The sequence below is a fragment of the Pseudomonas sp. W15Feb34 genome (genome assembly GCF_023127765.1).
In the GTDB taxonomy this organism is placed as follows: Bacteria; Pseudomonadota; Gammaproteobacteria; order Pseudomonadales; family Pseudomonadaceae; genus Aquipseudomonas; species Aquipseudomonas synxantha_A.
The window spans coordinates 75,724-93,142 of the sequence record NZ_SPKN01000010.1; the positions used below are offsets into that span (position 1 = coordinate 75,724).

Consider the following 17,419-nt stretch of genomic DNA (forward strand, 5'->3'; position numbering starts at 1 on the left):
AGATTGATGATGCGCCGCCTGCTGTCTTGCCTGTTCCTATGCCTAGTCCCCCTGCTTGCCGAAGCCTTGGAAGCACCCCGCCCTAAAATCGGCCTGGTGTTGTCCGGTGGTGCCGCCCGTGGCCTGGCGCATATCGGTGTGCTCAAAGCCCTTGAGGAACAGGGCATCCATATTGATGCGATTGCCGGCACCAGCATGGGTGCGGTAATTGGCGGGCTGTACGCATCGGGCTACAAGATCGACGAACTGGAGAAGCTGGCGCTGGGCATCGACTGGCAACAGGCCCTGTCGGACGCCCCACCACGCGAAGACGTACCATTTCGGCGCAAACAGGACGACCGGGATTTCCTGGTCAAGCAGAAACTCAGTTTCCGCGACGACGGCAGCCTCGGCCTGCCACTGGGTGTGATCCAGGGCCAGAACCTGGCGCTGCTGCTGGAAAGCATGTTTGCCCACAGCAGCAACACGCGTAACTTCGACAAGCTGCCGATCCCGTTCCGCGCAGTGGCCACCGACATTACCACCGGCGAAAAAGTCGTGTTCAGCAAGGGCCACCTGCCCCAGGTGATACGCGCCAGCATGTCGATCCCCGCCGTGTTCGCCCCGGTGGAACTGGACGGCCGCCTGCTGGTGGACGGCGGTATGACCGACAACATCCCGTTGGATGTGGCGCGGGAGATGGGCGTCGATATTGCCATCGTGGTCGACATCGGCACCCCGCTGCGCTCGCGCAAGCAATTGGCGACCGTGGTGGACGTGCTCAACCAGTCCATCACCCTGATGACCCGGCGCAATTCCGAGGAGCAACTCAAGGCTCTGAACCCCAAGGATGTGCTGATCCAACCGCCTCTGGCCGCCTATGGCGTGACCGACTTCGGCCGCGCCAAAGACATGATCGACGCCGGTTACCGCGCCACCCGCGCCCTGGATGTGCGCCTGGCGAACCTGCGTCCGGTCGAGCCCATCGACGCGCAACTGGTGGCTGCACGCACGCCGGGCGAGCGCACCCCGGTGATCACCGCTATCAAGGTGGAGAACGACTCCAAAGTCAGCGACGACGTGATCCGCTATTACATCCGTCAGGGGCTGGGAGAACCGCTGAACCTGGGGCGCCTGCAATCGGACATGGGCACACTGTACGGCCTGGATTACTTCGAGCAGGTGCAATACCGCGTGGTCAAAAAGGGCCAGGACAACACCCTGGTGATCAGCGCGCGGGGCAAGCGCAGCGGCACCGACTACCTGCGCCTGGGCTTGAACCTGTCGGATGACATGCGCGGCGACAGCGCTTTCAACCTTGGCGCCAGCTATCGAGTGAACGGCATCAACCGCCTCGGCGCGGAATGGCTGACTCGGGTGCAGATCGGTGATCGACAGGAGCTGTACAGCGAGTTCTACCAACCGATGGACACCGGGTCGCGCTACTTCGTCGCGCCTTACATCAGAGCCGAGGCGCAGAACGTTGAGCTGATCCTGGACAACGACCCCATCTCCGAATATCGCCTGGAACGCTATGGCTTTGGCTTGAACGTAGGACGCCAGATCGGCAACAGCGGCGAGATCCGCTTCGGCGTAGGTGAGGCGTGGGGCAAGGCGGACGTGCGTATCGGCGAGCGCGACCTGCCGAGCGTGAGTTTCAGCGAAGGGTTCTATGAGCTTAAATATTCCTTCGACTCCCTCGACAACGTCTACTTCCCGCACAGCGGCGAAGACATAGGCCTGGCCTTTCGCGAATTCGAACCCGGACTGGGTTCGGACCAGCGCTACCGTCAATGGGAGTTCAAACTGGACAAGGCCATGAGCCATGGCCCGGACACTCTGATACTCGGCGGTCGCTATGGACGCACGCTGGATAATTCCGATGTGGTGATCTCCAGCTTCCTGCTGGGTGGGGCGCGGCAATTGTCGGGCTTTCGCCAGGATGCGATTTCGGGCCAGAACGTCAGCCTGATGCGCGCGGTGTACTTCCGCCGGCTGACCCCACGCTCGTACCTGCCACTGGACTTCCCGTTGTACCTGGGTGCCTCACTGGAACGGGGCCGGGCGTGGAACAACGACAACGAATTCGACAGCGGGTATATCAATGCCGCGAGTATTTTCCTGGGGTTTGATACGCCACTGGGGCCGCTGAATTTCAGCTATGGGTTCAATGATGATAATCAGAAGGCGGTGTACCTGAACCTGGGCCAGACCTTCTGACACAGCACAGAACTAATGTGGGAGGGGGCTTGCTCCCGATGGCGGGGTATCAGTCAACAATTCTGTAGCTGGCCCACCGCAATCGGGAGCAAGCCCCCTCCCACATTTGGTTCTCGGCGAATTGGGAGTCAGGACTTTTCCAGGTTCGCCAGAATGTGCTCGTGCACACGCATGCACACGCGCAGATCCTCTTCATTCACCCCAACGAACAGCTCATGGCGCAAGGCCGTGGCGATGGTCTCGATCTGGTCGATCAGCGGTTGAGCGGTATCACACAACAAAATGCGTTTGGCGCGGCGGTCTTCCACCACGGCCTGGCGTTGCACCAGGCCCTGGCCTTCCAGGCTGTCGAGCAGGCGCGCCAAGGTCGGCCCTTCGACGCCGACACTTTGTGCCAGTTCACGTTGGGTAGGTGCTTCGACAAAACGGGCCAGATGCAGCAGCACCAGCCAGCGCGCCTGGGACAACCCTAGCCCCGCCAAACGACGGTCCAGCTCGGCGCGCCAACCTCGGGACATTTGCGCCAACTGCATGCCAAAACGGTGTTGATCGGTTAACGGCATAAAAAACTCATGTTTAAGACTGAAAATAAAGTGTGGCTAATTATTAGTCAGCTAAGCATGAGCCATGCCAGTAGGCAAGGCCCGGTATGTACTGATTCGTTACATTGTCGTAATTGCCACACTAAATTTCGAATTCCGACTGCAAAGCGGCACGCACGCAGTACAAAACACCCTCGGGAACACGCCCGGAGAACAACGGAGCGATCTCCACTACAGGTGGCAATTCGCCTTCTCCGTCGAGGAAGGCATCCTGGATTTCGCCGAGTAAATCCTCAGGCAAATCAAGGGCCTGCTCCAGCGACAACTGTTGCTTGCCAATGGCTTCGGCGAGCAGGGTATACACGTTTTTTTCCGAGCATTGCAGTTGGCCGGCGATCTGGATCGGGGTCATGCCCGCGCGGGCCAGGCTGATCAGTTCGTGACGAATATCGGCGATTTCCTTCGGCGCTTCTGCCTGGCCGCCGAGCACTTCGAGGAAGGCCTGGCCGTAACGCTCCAGCTTGCGCGCACCCACGCCACTGACCCGAGCCATCTCGGCCATGGTGGTGGGTTGCTCGCGGAGCATTTCCAGCAAGGTGGAGTCGGGGAAGATAACGTAGGGCGGCACGCTGTGTTCCTGCGCCAATTTGCGCCGCAGGGTACGCAACGCCTCCCACTGCTCGCGCTCCTCGCCCCGCACCAACTGGCTGGCCTGGCTGGTACTGCTGCTTTTGGCGCTGGCCTGCGGCTTTAGGTCGCGGCGCAGTTCCAGGCTGACTTCACCCTTGAGCAACGGCCGGCAACTGTCGTTCAGGCGCAGCCCGCCATAGCCTTCGATATCAATGTCGACGAGGCCACGGGCAACCATCTGGCGAAACAGCGAACGCCATTCGCCCTCGGCACGGGCCTTGCCGACGCCATAGACCGACAGTTTTTCGTGGCCGAAGCTACGAACTTTTTCATTGTCCTTGCCGAGCAACACATCCACCAGATGGCCCACGCCATAGCGCTGGCCAGTGCGATAGATCGTCGACAACGCCTGGCGCGCAGGCTCGGTAGCGTCCCAGGTTTGCACGCCGTCGATGCAGTTGTCGCAGTGACCGCAGGGTTGCGGCATGTCTTCGTCGAAATACGCCAGCAGCGTCTGACGGCGGCAGCGGGTTTCTTCGCACAACGAAAGCATGGCGTCGAGCTTGTGCTGCTCCAGACGCTTGTGACGCTCGTCACCTTCGGAGTTCTGCAGCATCTGCTTGAGCATCACCACGTCCTGCAGGCCGTAGACCATCCAGGCATCCGCCGGCAGGCCATCTCGGCCGGCACGACCGGTTTCCTGGTAATAGGCCTCAAGGGATTTGGGCAGGTCCATGTGCGCCACGAAACGCACGTTGGATTTGTCGATACCCATGCCGAAGGCGATGGTCGCCACCATGATCAGGCCTTCCTCGTTGAGGAAGCGTTTCTGGTGCGCAGAGCGCGTTTCATTGGGCAGGCCGGCGTGGTAAGGCAGCGCCGGGTAGCCTTGCTCGCACAGGAACGCAGCGACTTCATCGACCTTCTTGCGTGACAGGCAGTAGACAATACCCGCATCGCTGCGCCGCTCGGACAGGAACGCGAGCAACTGCTTGCGTGGCTGCTCCTTGGGTACGATGCGATAGAAGATATTCGGCCGGTCAAAGCTGGACAGGAAGCGCTCGGCATTCTGCAAATGCAGGCGCTCGACGATCTCTTCACGGGTACGTTTGTCGGCGGTGGCGGTCAGGGCGATGCGCGGCACGTCGGGGAACAGCTCCGCCAATTGACCAAGCTGCAGGTATTCGCGGCGGAAATCGTGGCCCCACTGCGATACACAGTGGGCTTCGTCGATGGCGAACAGGGCGATTTCAAGGCTCTGCAAAAAGGCCAACATGCGTGGCTGCACCAGACGCTCCGGCGCCAGGTACAACATCTTCACTTCACCGCGCTTGATTCGTGCGGCCAGGTCGCGCTGCTGCTCGGCGCTGAGAGTGGAGTTCAGGGAAGCGGCGGCGACGCCCAGCTCTTCGAGGGTGGCAACCTGATCGTCCATCAACGCGATCAGCGGCGACACCACCACCGCCAGGCCGTTGCGCAACAGCGCGGGTACCTGGAAGCACAGCGACTTGCCGCCACCGGTAGGCATCAGCACCAGGGCATCGCCGCCGCTGGCCACACGCTCAATGATCGCACCCTGGCGGCCACGAAAACTGTCGTAGCCGAAGATGTCCTTGAGGACGCGTTGAGCCTGCTCGAGCATGTAAAACTCCAAAATGGTGCCGAAATCCCTCTGTACAGGCTGGCCGAAAAAATACGCTTTCACGGAAAATAATCCGTAAGCGAAGTTTTCCCGGATTGGCGCTAAGCCTGCAGGGGCATCACAAAACGCGGCAGTATACCCGAGCGTCATCGGCCAAAGGGCGCGACTGACGAATAGACGCCTGCTCTAAAACCGGGCAAATATGCCGTGCGGCTGGCCTGGGCGCTCAAGAAAGCCTAGAATTCAGCATCGTTTATTCCCAAGGTAGCCCTTCAATGTCCTTCGCTGAGCAACTAACCCGCCTGCAAGCCTTCCTCGACGCCGATGAGCTGCATGACGAGGCGCTGGACTACGTGGCCGCCCACGGCTACCTGACCGCCCTTTCGATCTGCTCCGAAACCGTCCCGGACCGTGAATGGATCGACGCGCTGTTCGCTGAAGAGCCTCATTACAGCGACGCCGCCCAGCGCGAAGAAATCGAATCCACCCTGATCGCCCTCAAGGCCCACATTGCGCGCCAACTGGCCTCCGACGAAGAGTTCGAGCTGCCATGCGACCTCGACCTGGGCGACGACCCGGATGACTCCGACCTGCGCGGCTGGTGCATCGGTTTCATGGAAGGCGTGTTCCTGCGTGAAGCCGCCTGGTTCGAAACCGCCGAAGAAGAAGTCAGCGAAATGCTCCTGCCGATCATGGTCGGTTCGGGCCTGTTCGAAGAAGAAGCAGAGTTCTCCGACATCGCCGCCGATGCCAACCTGATGGACGACATGATCGTGCAGATCCCGGAAGCCCTGACCGCGCTGTACCTGCTGTGCAACGCGCCTGACGAAAAACCGGCGATCCTCAAGCCACGTCACCACTGAGTCGCTTGCCCGTGGCACCCATGGGCAACCGCTCACTGCTCCTGCGCTACGTACTGCTGGCCATCGGCTGGCTGAGCGTAGCGCTGGGAGTGATTGGCATTTTCCTACCGGTATTGCCGACCACGCCCTTTCTACTGCTGGCCGCCGCCTGCTTCGCTCGAAGCTCCCCGCGGTTCTATCACTGGCTGGTGGAACACCCACGGCTGGGCCCATGGATTCGTGATTACCTGGATGGCAACGGCATTCCACTCAAGGGTAAGGTCTACGCCATCGGCCTGATGTGGCTGAGCATCGCGCTGTCCTGTTACCTGGTGCCCTTGCCGTGGGCTCGCGGCTTCATGCTGACCAGCGCCGTGCTGGTGACGATCTACATCCTGCGCCAGAAAACCCTGCCCCCGCGCTGAACGCACCTGCGACATTAGATCCCACGCGACCTTGGTCGACACTGACTAACAACAGGCATCATGCGAGACTGTCCAACCGGGCCCGGAATGCCCGGGTGTTCTTATGCTCGGAGTTACCATGACGCTGTCCAGCGGGCTGATCGCCGCCGTTGCCCTGGCCTATATGGCCATTATGTTTGCCATCGCTTTTTACGGTGACCGCCGCCATGCGCCGCTGCCACCCCGGGTGCGTGCGTGGGTCTATAGCTTGTCGCTGGCGGTGTACTGCACCAGTTGGACGTTCTTCGGAGCGGTAGGCCAAGCCGCCGAGCAGTTGTGGGCATTTTTACCGATCTACCTGGGGCCGGTGCTGTTACTGGTGTTGGCGCCTTGGGTGCTGCAGAAGATGATCCTGATCAGCAAGCAGGAAAACATCACCTCCATCGCCGACTTTATCGCCGCTCGCTATGGCAAATCCCAATCCCTGGCGGTGGTGGTCGCGCTGATCTGTCTGGTCGGCGTGCTGCCCTATATCGCGCTGCAACTCAAAGGCATCGTGCTGGGCGTAAACCTGTTGATCGGCGCAGGCCCCGACACCACCGGTACCCGGGCTCAGGACACCGCCTTGATCGTGTCGCTGGTGCTGGCGCTGTTCACTATCGTGTTTGGTACGCGCAACCTCGATGCCACCGAACACCACCGGGGCATGGTGCTGGCGATTGCCTTTGAGTCTTTGGTCAAGCTGTTCGCATTTCTCGCGGTCGGCGCGTTTGTGACCTACGGCTTGTACGACGGTTTCGGCGATCTGTTCAGCCAGGCCATGCTCGCGCCGCGCCTGGAGGAATACTGGAAAGAAACGATCAACTGGCCATCAATGGTGGTGCAGACTGGCGTCGCCATGATGGCGATCATCTGCCTGCCCCGGCAATTCCATGTGACTGTCGTTGAGAACATTGACCCGCAGGACCTGCGCCTGGCCAAGTGGGTATTTCCGGCGTACTTGATCCTCGCCGCGTTGTTCGTGGTACCGATCGCCCTGGGCGGAAAAATGCTGTTGCCCGGTTCGGTGCTGCCCGACTCCTACGTGATCAGCCTGCCGATGGCCCAGGCCCACCCGGCCCTCGCCGTACTGGCGTTCATCGGCGGGGCTTCGGCAGCCACCGGCATGGTCATCGTGGCCAGCATCGCGTTGTCGACCATGGTCTCCAACGACATGCTGTTGCCGTGGTTGCTGCGCCGCTCCAGCGCCGAGCGGCCGTTCGAAGTGTTCCGCCACTGGATGCTCTCGGTACGCCGGGTGAGCATTGTGATCATTCTGCTGCTGGCGTATGTGAGCTACCGTCTGCTGGGCTCGACTGCCAGCCTGGCCACCATCGGCCAGATCGCTTTTGCCGCCGTGACCCAACTGGCCCCGGCAATGCTCGGTGCGCTCTACTGGAAGCAGGCCAACCGGCGCGGTGTATTTGCCGGCCTGGCCGCCGGTACATTCCTGTGGTTCTACACCTTGGTCCTACCGGTGACGGCGAAAAGCCTTGGCTGGTCGCTCAGCCTTTTCCCCGGCCTGACCTGGATGCACTCCCACCCATTCGGGCTGTCGGTGACGTCGCTGACCTTGGGTACAGTGTTCTCCCTGGCGGGTAACTTCACCCTCTTCGTCTGGGTATCGATGCTGTCGCGCACGCGAGTTTCCGAGCACTGGCAGGCCGGCCGGTTTATCGGCCAGGAAATCAACCAGCGCGCCAATGCTCGTTCCATGTTGTCGGTGCAGATCAGCGACCTGCTCAGCCTGGCTGCACGTTTCGTCGGCGAAGAACGTGCCCAGCAGAGCTTCATTCGCTTTGCCTATCGCCAGGGTAAAGGCTTCAACCCCAACCAGAATGCCGACAACGATTGGATCGCCCATACCGAGCGTTTGTTGGCCGGCGTACTCGGCGCCTCCTCGACGCGGGCAGTGGTGAAAGCCGCGATCGAAGGCCGGGAAATGCAGCTGGAGGACGTAGTACGCATCGCCGACGAAGCCTCCGAGGTGCTGCAATTCAACCGCGCCCTGCTGCAAGGCGCTATCGAGAACATTACCCAAGGCATCAGTGTGGTGGACCAGTCGCTCAAGCTGGTGGCCTGGAACCGGCGCTACCTGGAGCTATTCAACTACCCGGACGGTTTGATCAGCGTCGGCCGGCCGATTGCCGACATTATTCGCTACAACGCCGAGCGCGGCCTGTGCGGGCCGGGTGAAGCCGAAGTGCACGTGGCGCGACGCCTGCACTGGATGCGCCAGGGCCGCGCGCACACCTCCGAGCGCCTGTTTCCCAATGGCCGGGTGATCGAGTTGATCGGCAACCCGATGCCAGGTGGCGGTTTTGTCATGAGTTTCACCGACATCACCGCGTTCCGCGAAGCCGAACAGGCACTGACCGAGGCAAACGAGGGCCTGGAACAGCGAGTGACCGAGCGCACCCATGAGTTGTCGCAGCTCAACGTGGCGCTGACCGACGCCAAAGGCGTGGCCGAATCTGCCAGCCAATCGAAGACGCGATTCCTGGCGGCGGTGAGCCACGATCTGATGCAACCGCTGAACGCGGCGCGGCTGTTCTCCGCCGCCCTCTCCCACCAGCACGACGGCCTGTCCGACGAGGCGCGGCAACTGGTGCAGCATCTGGACAGCTCGTTGCGCTCAGCCGAAGACCTGATCAGCGACTTGCTGGACATATCGCGCCTGGAAAACGGCAAGATCAATCCACAACGCCAGCCCTTTGTACTCAATGAGCTATTTGACACCCTGGGCGCAGAATTCAAGGCGCTGGCCCATGAGCAAGGCTTGCGCTTCCGTTGGCGCGGCAGCCGCCTGCGAGTGGACAGCGACATCAAGTTGCTGAGGCGGGTGTTGCAGAACTTTCTGACCAATGCCTTCCGTTATGCCGACGGGCCCGTACTGCTGGGCGTACGTCGACGTCAGGGCGAACTGTGCCTGGAAGTATGGGACCGAGGCCCGGGCATTCCGCCGGACAAGCAAAAAGTGATCTTCGAAGAATTCAAGCGCCTGGACAGCCACCAGACCCGCGCCGAGAAGGGCCTGGGCCTGGGCTTGGCGATTGCCGACGGCCTGTGCCGCGTGTTGGGCCATCGCCTGAGCGTGCGCTCGTGGCCGGGCAAGGGCAGCGTGTTTAGCGTGTGCGTGCCGCTGGCGCGCAACCAGGCCAGCCCGCAGCCAAAAGCCGCCGTGGAGAACGGCCTGCCCCTGAGCGGTGCGCGGGTGCTGTGCGTGGATAACGAGGAAAGCATCCTGATCGGTATGCGCAGCCTGCTGACACGCTGGGGCTGCGAAGTCTGGACCGCCACCGACCAGGCCCAGTGCGCAGCGCTGCTGGCCGACGGTATGCGACCGCAACTGGCGCTGGTGGATTATCACCTGGACCACGGCGAAACCGGCACCGAACTGATGGGCTGGCTGCGAGCGCAATTGGCCGAGCCTATTCCCGGCGTGGTGATCAGTGCCGACGGGCGCCCGGAGATGGTGGCGCAGGTGCATGGGGCGGGGCTGGACTACCTGGCCAAGCCGGTGAAGCCGGCGGCGTTGAGGGCACTGTTGAGCAGGCACCTGCCCTTGTAAAAGGGTCGTGCGTGGTCAAAATGTGGGAGGGGCTTGCCCACTCCCACATTTGGCCCCAAGTCTATTCGGGGAGATGCGCCACGCCATCCGAATCTGTCATCGCTCGCTCCAGCAAATCCGCCGGAAGGCTCTTGCTGGCTCGGGCGCCGAGCAACCTTAACTGCTCGGTACGGCTGACCAGATTCCCACGCCCGTCCGTCAATTTGTTGCGCGCCGCACTGTAAGCCTTGTCCAACTGCTGCAGCCGGTTGCCCACTTCGTCCAGGTCCTGGATAAACAACACGAACTTGTCGTACAGCCAACCGGCACGCTCGGCGATTTCCCGGGCGTTCTGGCTCTGACGCTCCTGCTTCCACAGGCTATCGATCACCCGCAGGGTGGCGAGCAAGGTGGTGGGGCTGACAATCACGATATGGCGATCGAAGGCTTCCTGGAACAAATTCGGTTCAGCCTGCAAGGCCGCGGAAAAAGCCGCCTCGATCGGTACGAACAGCAGAACGAAATCCAGGCTGTGCAAACCTTCCAGGCGCTTGTAGTCCTTGCCGGCCAAGCCCTTGACGTGATTGCGCAAAGACAGCACATGCTGCTTCAACGCCGCCTGGCCAATCACTTCGTCATCCGCCGCCACGTACTGTTGATAGGCGGTCAAGCTGACCTTGGAGTCGACCACCACCTGCTTGTCACCCGGCAACATGATCAGCACGTCCGGCTGGAAGCGCTCGCCATCCGGGCCCTTGAGGCTGACCTGGGTCTGGTATTCGCGGCCTTTTTCCAGGCCTGCGTGTTCCAGCACCCGCTCAAGAATCAGTTCCCCCCAGTTGCCCTGGGTTTTCTGCCCCTTGAGGGCGCGGGTCAGGTTGGTGGCTTCGTCCGACAGGCGCAGGTTCAGTTGCTGCAGGCGCTCAAGCTCCTTGGCCAGGGAGAACCGCTCACGGGCTTCGTTTTGATAGCTTTCTTCAACGCGTTTCTCGAAGGACTGGATGCGCTCCTTGAGCGGGTCGAGCAACTGGCCCAGGCGTTCCTGGCTGGTTTCGGCGAAGCGCTGTTCACGCTCGTCGAAGATTTTACCGGCAAGCTCGGCGAACTGCGCACGCAGCTCGTCCCGTGAGCCTTGCAGGTCAGTGAGGCGCTGCTGATGGCTCTCCTGTTGCTCGCGCAATTCCGCGCTCAGGGCTGCGGCCAAGGCGTCGAGACGGCGCAGTTCGGTTTCCTTGGCGCTGCGATCGAGGTTCCAGGCATGGGCGGCATCGCGGGCGTTATCGCGGTCGATCTGCAACAGTTCGACTTCGCGACCCAGTGCCGCCAGGTCGGCTTGTTTGGCGGCGTTGGCCTGGCTCAGGTCGCTGATTTCATCGCGACTGGCATCCATCTGGGCGGCGAGCCCCTCTTGGGCCAGTTGCGCGTTTGCCAGGCGTTCTTCCAGCAGTTCCCACCCGGTGTTGCGCGCGTTCAAGCGCCGCTGAATCTGCCAGCACAGCGCCAGTAACGGTACGGCTGCGCCAACGAGCCCCAAGGCAATACTGGTCCAGTCAAAAACCATAGCCATTTCTGCCATCACCAAAAAAGATCAAGGGTAACCAAGCACAGGGCCCGAAGACAGCTCAGTCTTCGACCTGGCGCAGTTCACTCTGGGCGCGACGATCGCCGGCGCGAGCGGCCGAGCGTAATAGATCATGACCAATGCGCCGGTCACGTGCGTTTCCGCACTCGCGGCACATCAGCTGGCCGAGACGACTCTGTGCGGCCACCACGCCTTCCCGGGCAGGCTGCTTGAGCAAACGCCCAGCGAAGTGCTTGACGTTGCGGCTCTGGCCCAGACGCGGGCTGTCGAGCAGCCACAGAGCGACCTTCAAGGAAAAACGCTTGGGTGCGGTAACAGTTTGAGTAGTGTCGGTAACAGAAGGTGATACTGAGCGAAACTTCATAAAGCACTGTGGGACAGAACGGAAGGCGCGCCACTCTACTCTTTTTTTCGTACAGGTAAAGCTGAAAAAAACCTGCACGCCCGTCCTAGAGCAAGCGCTTGGGACAATCCACAGAAGCTGTGGATAACTCAGTGGACAACCCTCCTTGAACTCGCGCAAAGGCCCATGGAACGGGGCCCCCGGTCAAACTGACGATTTTTTCACCAATAAAAAAAAGCCAGATTTTTCATTGACTTAAATTTTGATTACAGGCAAATGGGCGCCCTTCGCGGTGAGTGGCAGGAGGGTTACACATGCCGCAACCAATGTGCACAAGTAACTATTCAAGGGTTATATCGCCGGCGTTTTTTGATTCAACACGCGTTAAACATGTTACTGCCAGGACAAACCCGGGGGCTTTTCAAATCTGTCCCGGCTCGCCACACTGCGCCACCGTCAACGCAACTCTGTAGGGCCGATGAAAGGAATTCTGCTTTTCGCCATGCTGCTGTTGGCCATCTGCGCGACATCGTTGGGAATCAATGCAGCGCTACCCTCTCCGGACGGCGCGTTGTTCGCTATCGCGATTTTGCTCTCGGCCGCCTTTACCGCCGCGAGCCTGTGCATCGAACTGAGTGACGGCCGGATCAATGATCTGCACGAGGTCATGAAACTGATCGAGACCGGCCAGTCCTTGCGCCTGACGCTCGCCGCTTACGCACTGGGCTGCGCCCTGGCTGCGTCTATGACCGTATTGGTCTATCGTGGACTGCTCGGCGGCTGATTAAAGTTTTTTACCAACCCCCTTCCCTTCCCTGCTTCATTCCGTTACTATCCGCGGCGTTAGTACCAAGCTGAAAGTCAATTCTGGTCGAACAAGTCCCCTGAACCACACGGGATCGACCACCTCGATGGTTTCCAGGTATCGCTTGCGACGACACTGCCTTTGAACAAGCAAAGGGTGTCGCGAAGTTTACATACTCTGACCGAACCAACCTGCAAATTGATCAGGATCTTCACCCCGGGCCCAGAACCTTTGCCCCTGTTGTGTTGCCTGCCCTCCTAAGTACCTACCTGCCAGCCCAAGCGCGCCTAAATTATTAGCGCTTCAAACTGGCTGCTTTGTTCCAGTCAGGTTCTTCGTTTGATCAATGGTGATCAGCGTTACTGGAACGTTTTAACGTTGCACGGTTCTTATCCGTGTCATTTGTAGGAACACCAATAATATGAACGCTCAAATCCACACTCAGGATGCCATTCGCACCCTCACTAACGCTTTTGCCCCAATGAACTGCCTGATCATGGCCGCTCGCAAAGGCTGCTTCAGCTTCACCCTGGTCAATGAACACGGTATCGCTCGTCACAGCGAACGCCTGTACCCCGATCAATACTCCAGCGCAGAACCGCTGCAGGCCGTGATCGAGCGTACCCGTCAGGCACTGACTGCCTGATCGACCGAGTCGCTGAAAACAAAAACCCTGTCTGAAAAACAGGGTTTTTTATTGCCTGAAATTTGGCGCGGGCCGGTATTTACTAAGCACCGATAGATATAAACGTTATAACTGAATAGATAAGATGTTTTAAAAACAGTCCTTTACATCATGAATATGACACTACACTTCAACTCAAGCGGCATCGTCCGCTTGCGACGGGCCTGAGATCCGATTCACCGCTGCCAAGCCCTCCTTCTCAGGCTCGTCAACCCCATTTATGGACTGAGGCTTGTATGGGTATTGCCGCCAGCGAATTGTGTCGTTATGTGATCAGGCCGACCTTGACCTACCTCGGCTGCCATAACCCAACAGCCGAGTCCTTGTTACTGGGGATCGCCGCCAGCCAGTCAGAACTGGGGTCGGCCCTGCATGATCGGCGCGGCCATGGCCTCTATAGCATCACTGAACCCCGCCACCGTGCCCTCTGGGACGAATACCTGGCGCTGGACCCGGAACGCGCAAGCCTGGTGCGCGGGCTGGCCAGCCAACATGCGTTTCTGAGTGCGCCCCAGTTGGAGTTGACGGTAAACCTGCGATACGCCACGGCAATCGCCTGGCTGCTGGTAGAACAACATCGCCCAGCACTCCCCGCCCCAGGCGACGTATTGGCCATGGCGCGTATCTGGAAAGAAATATTCCACCCTCAAGGTCGGCTGCGGGATTTCACCCAAGCCTGGCAAACCTGTGTTCCAGCCATGAAACAGGTGATCTGCTGACCGGGTAAATTGCAAGATTCGGCAAAAAACAGCGAATCTGGTCGGATTGTCCTACAAAACCGCTCTATCTCCTGCATTACACCCTATAGCGCGATCGCAAATTTATTGTTACTTTCCGCTGCGGTGATCACCTCGGAGTTCTAATAATGAAAAAAGTAATGCTCAAGACCACACTTAGCCTCGCCGTTGCCATGGCATCCTCCCAACTATTCGCCAGCGGCTTTGCCCTGAACGAACAGAGCGTCAGCGGGATGGGTACTGGTTTTGCAGGTCGATCTTCTTCTGCCGATGATGCAAGCACTGTGTTCGGTAACCCTGCCGGTATGGCACGCCTGGAAGGTCAACAGATCACCGGCGGCGTTGCAGCCATTGATGCTTCTACTGATATCAGCGACGTCAGCGGCCGCTCCCGCGGCAGCAACAAAGGCGACATGGTGCCATTCACCGCCGTCCCTTTCGGTTTCTACACCAATAAACTCAACGATCAGTGGGCTGTCGGCTTCGGTGTCTATGCACCGTTCGGCCTGGTAACCGACTACGAAAGCGGCTTCCAGGGCCGTGGCTTTGGCAGCAAGAGTGAAGTGAAAGTCATCACCTTCCAGCCAACGGTCAGCTACGCCTTCAACGACCGTGTTTCCGTTGGTTTTGGCCCGACTATCAACCGCATCGCCGGCACCCTGGAATCAGACCTGACGCTGAACGCTCTCGCGCCAGACACCAACATCAAGATCAAGGGTGACGACACCGCGCTGGGCTTCAACATCGGCGTGCTGGTACAAGCCACCGATACCACCCGCGTCGGCCTGACCTATCACTCCAAGGTCAGCTACAAGCTGGACGGCCACACCGAAGTCACCGCACCAGCCGCGACCGCTGCCGCCCTGCGCAGCAATCGCTACGATGCGTCGCTGAAGATCGATACGCCTGAGTCCTACGACCTGTCGGTGACCCAAGACCTGACCGACGCCTGGAAACTCTATGCAGGTGCAACCTGGACACGCTGGAGCCGCTTGAAAGACATCACCGTCAAGAACGACGGCGTGTCCGGCGCAACAGGCGGCGCGCTCGCCCCTGCCTTGGTCGGCACTATCAAGGAAGACCAGAACTGGCACGATACCTGGGCCTATGCCGTGGGTACTTCGTATCAGCTCACCAAGCAAGTGGTGTTGCGTACCGGCCTGACTTTCGACCAGTCGCCTACCAACAACACGGATCGTTCGCCACGCATCCCGACCGGCGACCGCACGATCTTCAGCCTGGGCCTGGGCTACGAGGTCATGCCGAACATGACCATCGACCTGGCCTACTCCTACCTGAAGGAAGAAGACGTCAAGGTTTCGCGCTCCAACCAATTGGCCAGCTACAACGCCAAGTATGAAAACAGTGCCAACGGTTTCGGCCTGGGCATGACCTACAAGTTCTAAACCGCGACCGTATAAAAAAGCCCCGCTCTCCTGTGAAGGAGGCGGGGCTTTTCAGTGGCTGGTTATCAGGGTTTGGATGCTATCGCCTGCTCGACCGCCTTGATCAACTCCGGGCTGTCCGGCTTGGTCAGGCTGGAAAAGCTGGCGACAACATTGCCCTGGCGGTCAACCACGTACTTGTAGAAGTTCCACTTCGGCGCCGCGTCGGCCTGCTCGGCAAGGACCTTGAACAGATGCACCGCATCCGGCCCCTTGACCTTCTGCGGCTCGGTCATGGTGAAGGTCACGCCATAATTCACGTAGCAGACCTTGGCGGTCTCCTCCCCGGTCTTGGCTTCCTGCTTGAAGTCATCGGACGGCACGCCAATCACTTCCAGGCCTTCGCCCTTATAGCGTTGATATAAGCCTTCCAGGCCCTTGAACTGCGGGGCAAAGCCGCAGAAGCTCGCCGTATTGACGATCACCAAGGGTTTGCCAGCGAATTGCTGGCACAGGTCAATGGATTCCTTGGCCCGCAGTTTGGGCAATTGGCCCGTAAGCAGCGACGGGCAGCTGGCGGCCATGGCCACGCTGCCAACAGCCATGAGGACGGGTACAGCGAGCCAGCGCATCAACATGATCAAAGTCCTTGAGTCAGTTCAGGCATTGAACTTAACAGATCGCCATGCCCAGTTGCATCAACGCCAGGCCACCTTGCTGCCAACCCCACCAGGCCAGTAGCAACAGAAGCAACCCTGCCGCCATCACCATCAAGCGCACCGCTACCCTCATGCCGCCTCCATCTGCGCCTGCACACGCGCCACTGGCCGCTCACGCACCGGCCAGTTCAAGGCCGCGGCGAGCAGGCTGAGCAGAATCGCCACCTGCCAGATCAAATCGTAGTTGCCGGTTCGATCATAGACTACCCCGCCCAGCCAACCGCCGAGGAACGAACCGAGTTGATGGAACAGGAACACAATCCCGCCGAGCATCGAAAGGTTGCGTACGCCAAACAACGTCGCGACGGTGCCGTTGGTCAGCGGCACGGTGGACAACCACAGAAACCCCATCGCCATGCCAAACAGATAGGCCGTCACTTCAGTGACTGGCGCCCACAGGAACAACACAATCACCACCGCCCGCAGCAGGTACAGGCCGGTCAGCAAGCGCGGCTTGGACATGCGCCCGCCCAGCCAGCCAGCGGTATAGGTGCCGAACACATTGAACAGACCGATCAAGGCCAGCACCGTGGTGCCCACCGTGGCCGGCAGATGTTGGTCGACCAGGTACGCCGGCAAGTGCACACCGATAAACACAACCTGGAACCCGCACACAAAAAAACCGAAAGACAGCAGCCAGAACCCGGAGTGAGAGCAGGCTTCCTTCAACGCTTCGCGCAGGGTTTGCTGACCGACCGTGACCGGCAACGGCCGGTCCTTGAGCATGGCAACCAGCGGCAGGATCAACGCCACCATCAAGCCCAACGCCAGCAACGCTGCGGACCAGCCCAGCCAACCGATCAAGCCGAGGGTGCCGGGCACCATGGCGAACTGGCCGAAGGACCCGGCGGCGCTGGCAATGCCCATGGCCATGCTGCGTTTTTCCGGCGGTACGGCGCGACCGACCACACCGAGAATCACTGAAAACGAGGTACCGGACAGGCCGATGCCAATCAGCAAGCCTGCACTCAGGGACAATGACCACGCGGAGTCGGACATCCCCATCAGCACCAGGCCCACGGCGTACAACACGCCGCCGACAAACACCGCTCTGGTTGCGCCGAAACGGTCGGCCAAGGCGCCGGTAAACGGCTGCGCCAGGCCCCAGATCAAGTTCTGCAAGGCAATGGCGAAGGCGAAGGTCTCACGCCCCCAGCCGAATTCGCTGCTCATCGGCGCCAGAAACAGGCCGAAGCCATGCCGTACGCCCAAGGACAACGCCAGGATCAGCGCACTCCCCACAAGGATCCAACCGCTGGTGCGCCACATCGAGGTCATTTTTTATTCTCCGCTCGCGGGTATATACCCGCTTGTA

General features: G+C 60.1%; 14 protein-coding genes. 8 read left to right on the top strand and 6 right to left on the bottom strand.

What is annotated here, in order from left to right; translation table 11 throughout:
- Window positions 1-9 precede the first annotated feature (9 nt).
- Complete coding sequence (locus tag E4O97_RS06210) at window positions 10-2,199, top strand: patatin-like phospholipase family protein (protein ID WP_005790125.1); 2,190 nt, start codon at window positions 10-12, stop codon at window positions 2,197-2,199.
- Between the two features lie 128 nt (window positions 2,200-2,327).
- On the opposite strand, the gene E4O97_RS06215 is transcribed toward E4O97_RS06210, so the two are convergent.
- Together E4O97_RS06215 and recQ are read right to left on the bottom strand one after the other, a co-directional pair.
- On the bottom strand, window positions 2,328-2,762 hold the full coding sequence (locus E4O97_RS06215; protein ID WP_003193007.1) for a MarR family transcriptional regulator: 435 nt from the start codon (window positions 2,760-2,762) through the stop codon (window positions 2,328-2,330).
- 121 nt (window positions 2,763-2,883) lie between these two features.
- Window positions 2,884-5,013, bottom strand: a complete 2,130-nt coding sequence (gene recQ / locus E4O97_RS06220) for a DNA helicase RecQ (RefSeq protein ID WP_078822103.1) — start codon at window positions 5,011-5,013, stop codon at window positions 2,884-2,886.
- Window positions 5,014-5,288: 275 nt separating this feature from the next.
- Between recQ and E4O97_RS06225 the strand changes: the two genes are divergently transcribed.
- The 3 genes from E4O97_RS06225 to E4O97_RS06235 all read left to right on the top strand — a co-directional run bounded on the left by E4O97_RS06225 (window position 5,289) and on the right by E4O97_RS06235 (window position 9,869).
- A complete protein-coding gene (locus E4O97_RS06225) occupies window positions 5,289-5,876 on the top strand; it encodes a YecA family protein (RefSeq protein ID WP_005790129.1) in 588 nt (195 codons plus the stop codon).
- 20 nt (window positions 5,877-5,896) lie between these two features.
- On the top strand, window positions 5,897-6,280 hold the full coding sequence (locus E4O97_RS06230) for a YbaN family protein (protein ID WP_032803663.1): 384 nt from the start codon (window positions 5,897-5,899) through the stop codon (window positions 6,278-6,280).
- Between the two features lie 118 nt (window positions 6,281-6,398).
- Complete coding sequence (locus E4O97_RS06235; RefSeq protein WP_032880045.1) at window positions 6,399-9,869, top strand: PAS domain-containing hybrid sensor histidine kinase/response regulator; 3,471 nt, start codon at window positions 6,399-6,401, stop codon at window positions 9,867-9,869.
- Between the two features lie 61 nt (window positions 9,870-9,930).
- Here the strand turns inward: E4O97_RS06235 and rmuC are convergent, their stop codons facing one another.
- Together rmuC and E4O97_RS06245 are read right to left on the bottom strand one after the other, a co-directional pair.
- Window positions 9,931-11,295: a DNA recombination protein RmuC gene (rmuC, locus tag E4O97_RS06240; protein ID WP_248160984.1), complete on the bottom strand. Its 1,365-nt coding sequence runs from the start codon at window positions 11,293-11,295 to the stop codon at window positions 9,931-9,933.
- A gap of 175 nt (window positions 11,296-11,470) precedes the next feature.
- Window positions 11,471-11,794, bottom strand: a complete 324-nt coding sequence (locus E4O97_RS06245; protein ID WP_032880044.1) for a hypothetical protein — start codon at window positions 11,792-11,794, stop codon at window positions 11,471-11,473.
- Window positions 11,795-12,251: 457 nt separating this feature from the next.
- On the opposite strand from E4O97_RS06245, the gene E4O97_RS06250 reads away from it, so the two are divergent.
- From E4O97_RS06250 to E4O97_RS06265, 4 genes are all read left to right on the top strand, one after another.
- A complete protein-coding gene (locus E4O97_RS06250; RefSeq protein ID WP_216091913.1) occupies window positions 12,252-12,557 on the top strand; it encodes a hypothetical protein in 306 nt (101 codons plus the stop codon).
- Window positions 12,558-12,999: 442 nt separating this feature from the next.
- Window positions 13,000-13,224 carry a hypothetical protein gene (locus tag E4O97_RS06255; RefSeq protein WP_005790139.1) on the top strand — a complete coding sequence of 75 codons (225 nt, stop codon included), beginning with the start codon at window positions 13,000-13,002 and terminating at the stop codon, window positions 13,222-13,224.
- Window positions 13,225-13,499: 275 nt separating this feature from the next.
- Complete coding sequence (locus tag E4O97_RS06260; RefSeq protein ID WP_078821982.1) at window positions 13,500-13,982, top strand: hypothetical protein; 483 nt, start codon at window positions 13,500-13,502, stop codon at window positions 13,980-13,982.
- 146 nt (window positions 13,983-14,128) lie between these two features.
- A complete protein-coding gene (locus E4O97_RS06265; protein WP_005790143.1) occupies window positions 14,129-15,406 on the top strand; it encodes an outer membrane protein transport protein in 1,278 nt (425 codons plus the stop codon).
- A gap of 65 nt (window positions 15,407-15,471) precedes the next feature.
- Here E4O97_RS06265 and E4O97_RS06270 read toward each other — a convergent pair whose 3' ends face one another.
- Window positions 15,472-16,023 carry a redoxin domain-containing protein gene (locus tag E4O97_RS06270; RefSeq protein ID WP_005790144.1) on the bottom strand — a complete coding sequence of 184 codons (552 nt, stop codon included), beginning with the start codon at window positions 16,021-16,023 and terminating at the stop codon, window positions 15,472-15,474.
- Window positions 16,024-16,173: 150 nt separating this feature from the next.
- Window positions 16,174-17,373 carry an MFS transporter gene (locus tag E4O97_RS06275; RefSeq protein WP_164365808.1) on the bottom strand — a complete coding sequence of 400 codons (1,200 nt, stop codon included), beginning with the start codon at window positions 17,371-17,373 and terminating at the stop codon, window positions 16,174-16,176.
- Window positions 17,374-17,419: the final 46 nt, after the last annotated feature.

What these genes read in the sequence shown, in the direction of transcription:
- E4O97_RS06225 (WP_005790129.1), top strand. Translation starts at nt 5,289, where the DNA reads ATGTCCTTCGCTGAGCAACTAACCCGCCTGCAAGCCTTCCTCGACGCC.
- E4O97_RS06250 (WP_216091913.1), top strand. Translation starts at nt 12,252, where the DNA reads ATGAAAGGAATTCTGCTTTTCGCCATGCTGCTGTTGGCCATCTGCGCG.
- E4O97_RS06275 (WP_164365808.1), bottom strand. Translation starts at nt 17,373, where the DNA reads ATGTGGCGCACCAGCGGTTGGATCCTTGTGGGGAGTGCGCTGATCCTG.
- recQ (WP_078822103.1), bottom strand. Translation starts at nt 5,013, where the DNA reads ATGCTCGAGCAGGCTCAACGCGTCCTCAAGGACATCTTCGGCTACGAC.
- E4O97_RS06270 (WP_005790144.1), bottom strand. Translation starts at nt 16,023, where the DNA reads ATGTTGATGCGCTGGCTCGCTGTACCCGTCCTCATGGCTGTTGGCAGC.
- E4O97_RS06210 (WP_005790125.1), top strand. Translation starts at nt 10, where the DNA reads ATGCGCCGCCTGCTGTCTTGCCTGTTCCTATGCCTAGTCCCCCTGCTT.
- E4O97_RS06245 (WP_032880044.1), bottom strand. Translation starts at nt 11,794, where the DNA reads ATGAAGTTTCGCTCAGTATCACCTTCTGTTACCGACACTACTCAAACT.
- E4O97_RS06255 (WP_005790139.1), top strand. Translation starts at nt 13,000, where the DNA reads ATGAACGCTCAAATCCACACTCAGGATGCCATTCGCACCCTCACTAAC.
- E4O97_RS06230 (WP_032803663.1), top strand. Translation starts at nt 5,897, where the DNA reads ATGGGCAACCGCTCACTGCTCCTGCGCTACGTACTGCTGGCCATCGGC.
- E4O97_RS06260 (WP_078821982.1), top strand. Translation starts at nt 13,500, where the DNA reads ATGGGTATTGCCGCCAGCGAATTGTGTCGTTATGTGATCAGGCCGACC.
- E4O97_RS06215 (WP_003193007.1), bottom strand. Translation starts at nt 2,762, where the DNA reads ATGCCGTTAACCGATCAACACCGTTTTGGCATGCAGTTGGCGCAAATG.
- E4O97_RS06235 (WP_032880045.1), top strand. Translation starts at nt 6,399, where the DNA reads ATGACGCTGTCCAGCGGGCTGATCGCCGCCGTTGCCCTGGCCTATATG.
- E4O97_RS06265 (WP_005790143.1), top strand. Translation starts at nt 14,129, where the DNA reads ATGAAAAAAGTAATGCTCAAGACCACACTTAGCCTCGCCGTTGCCATG.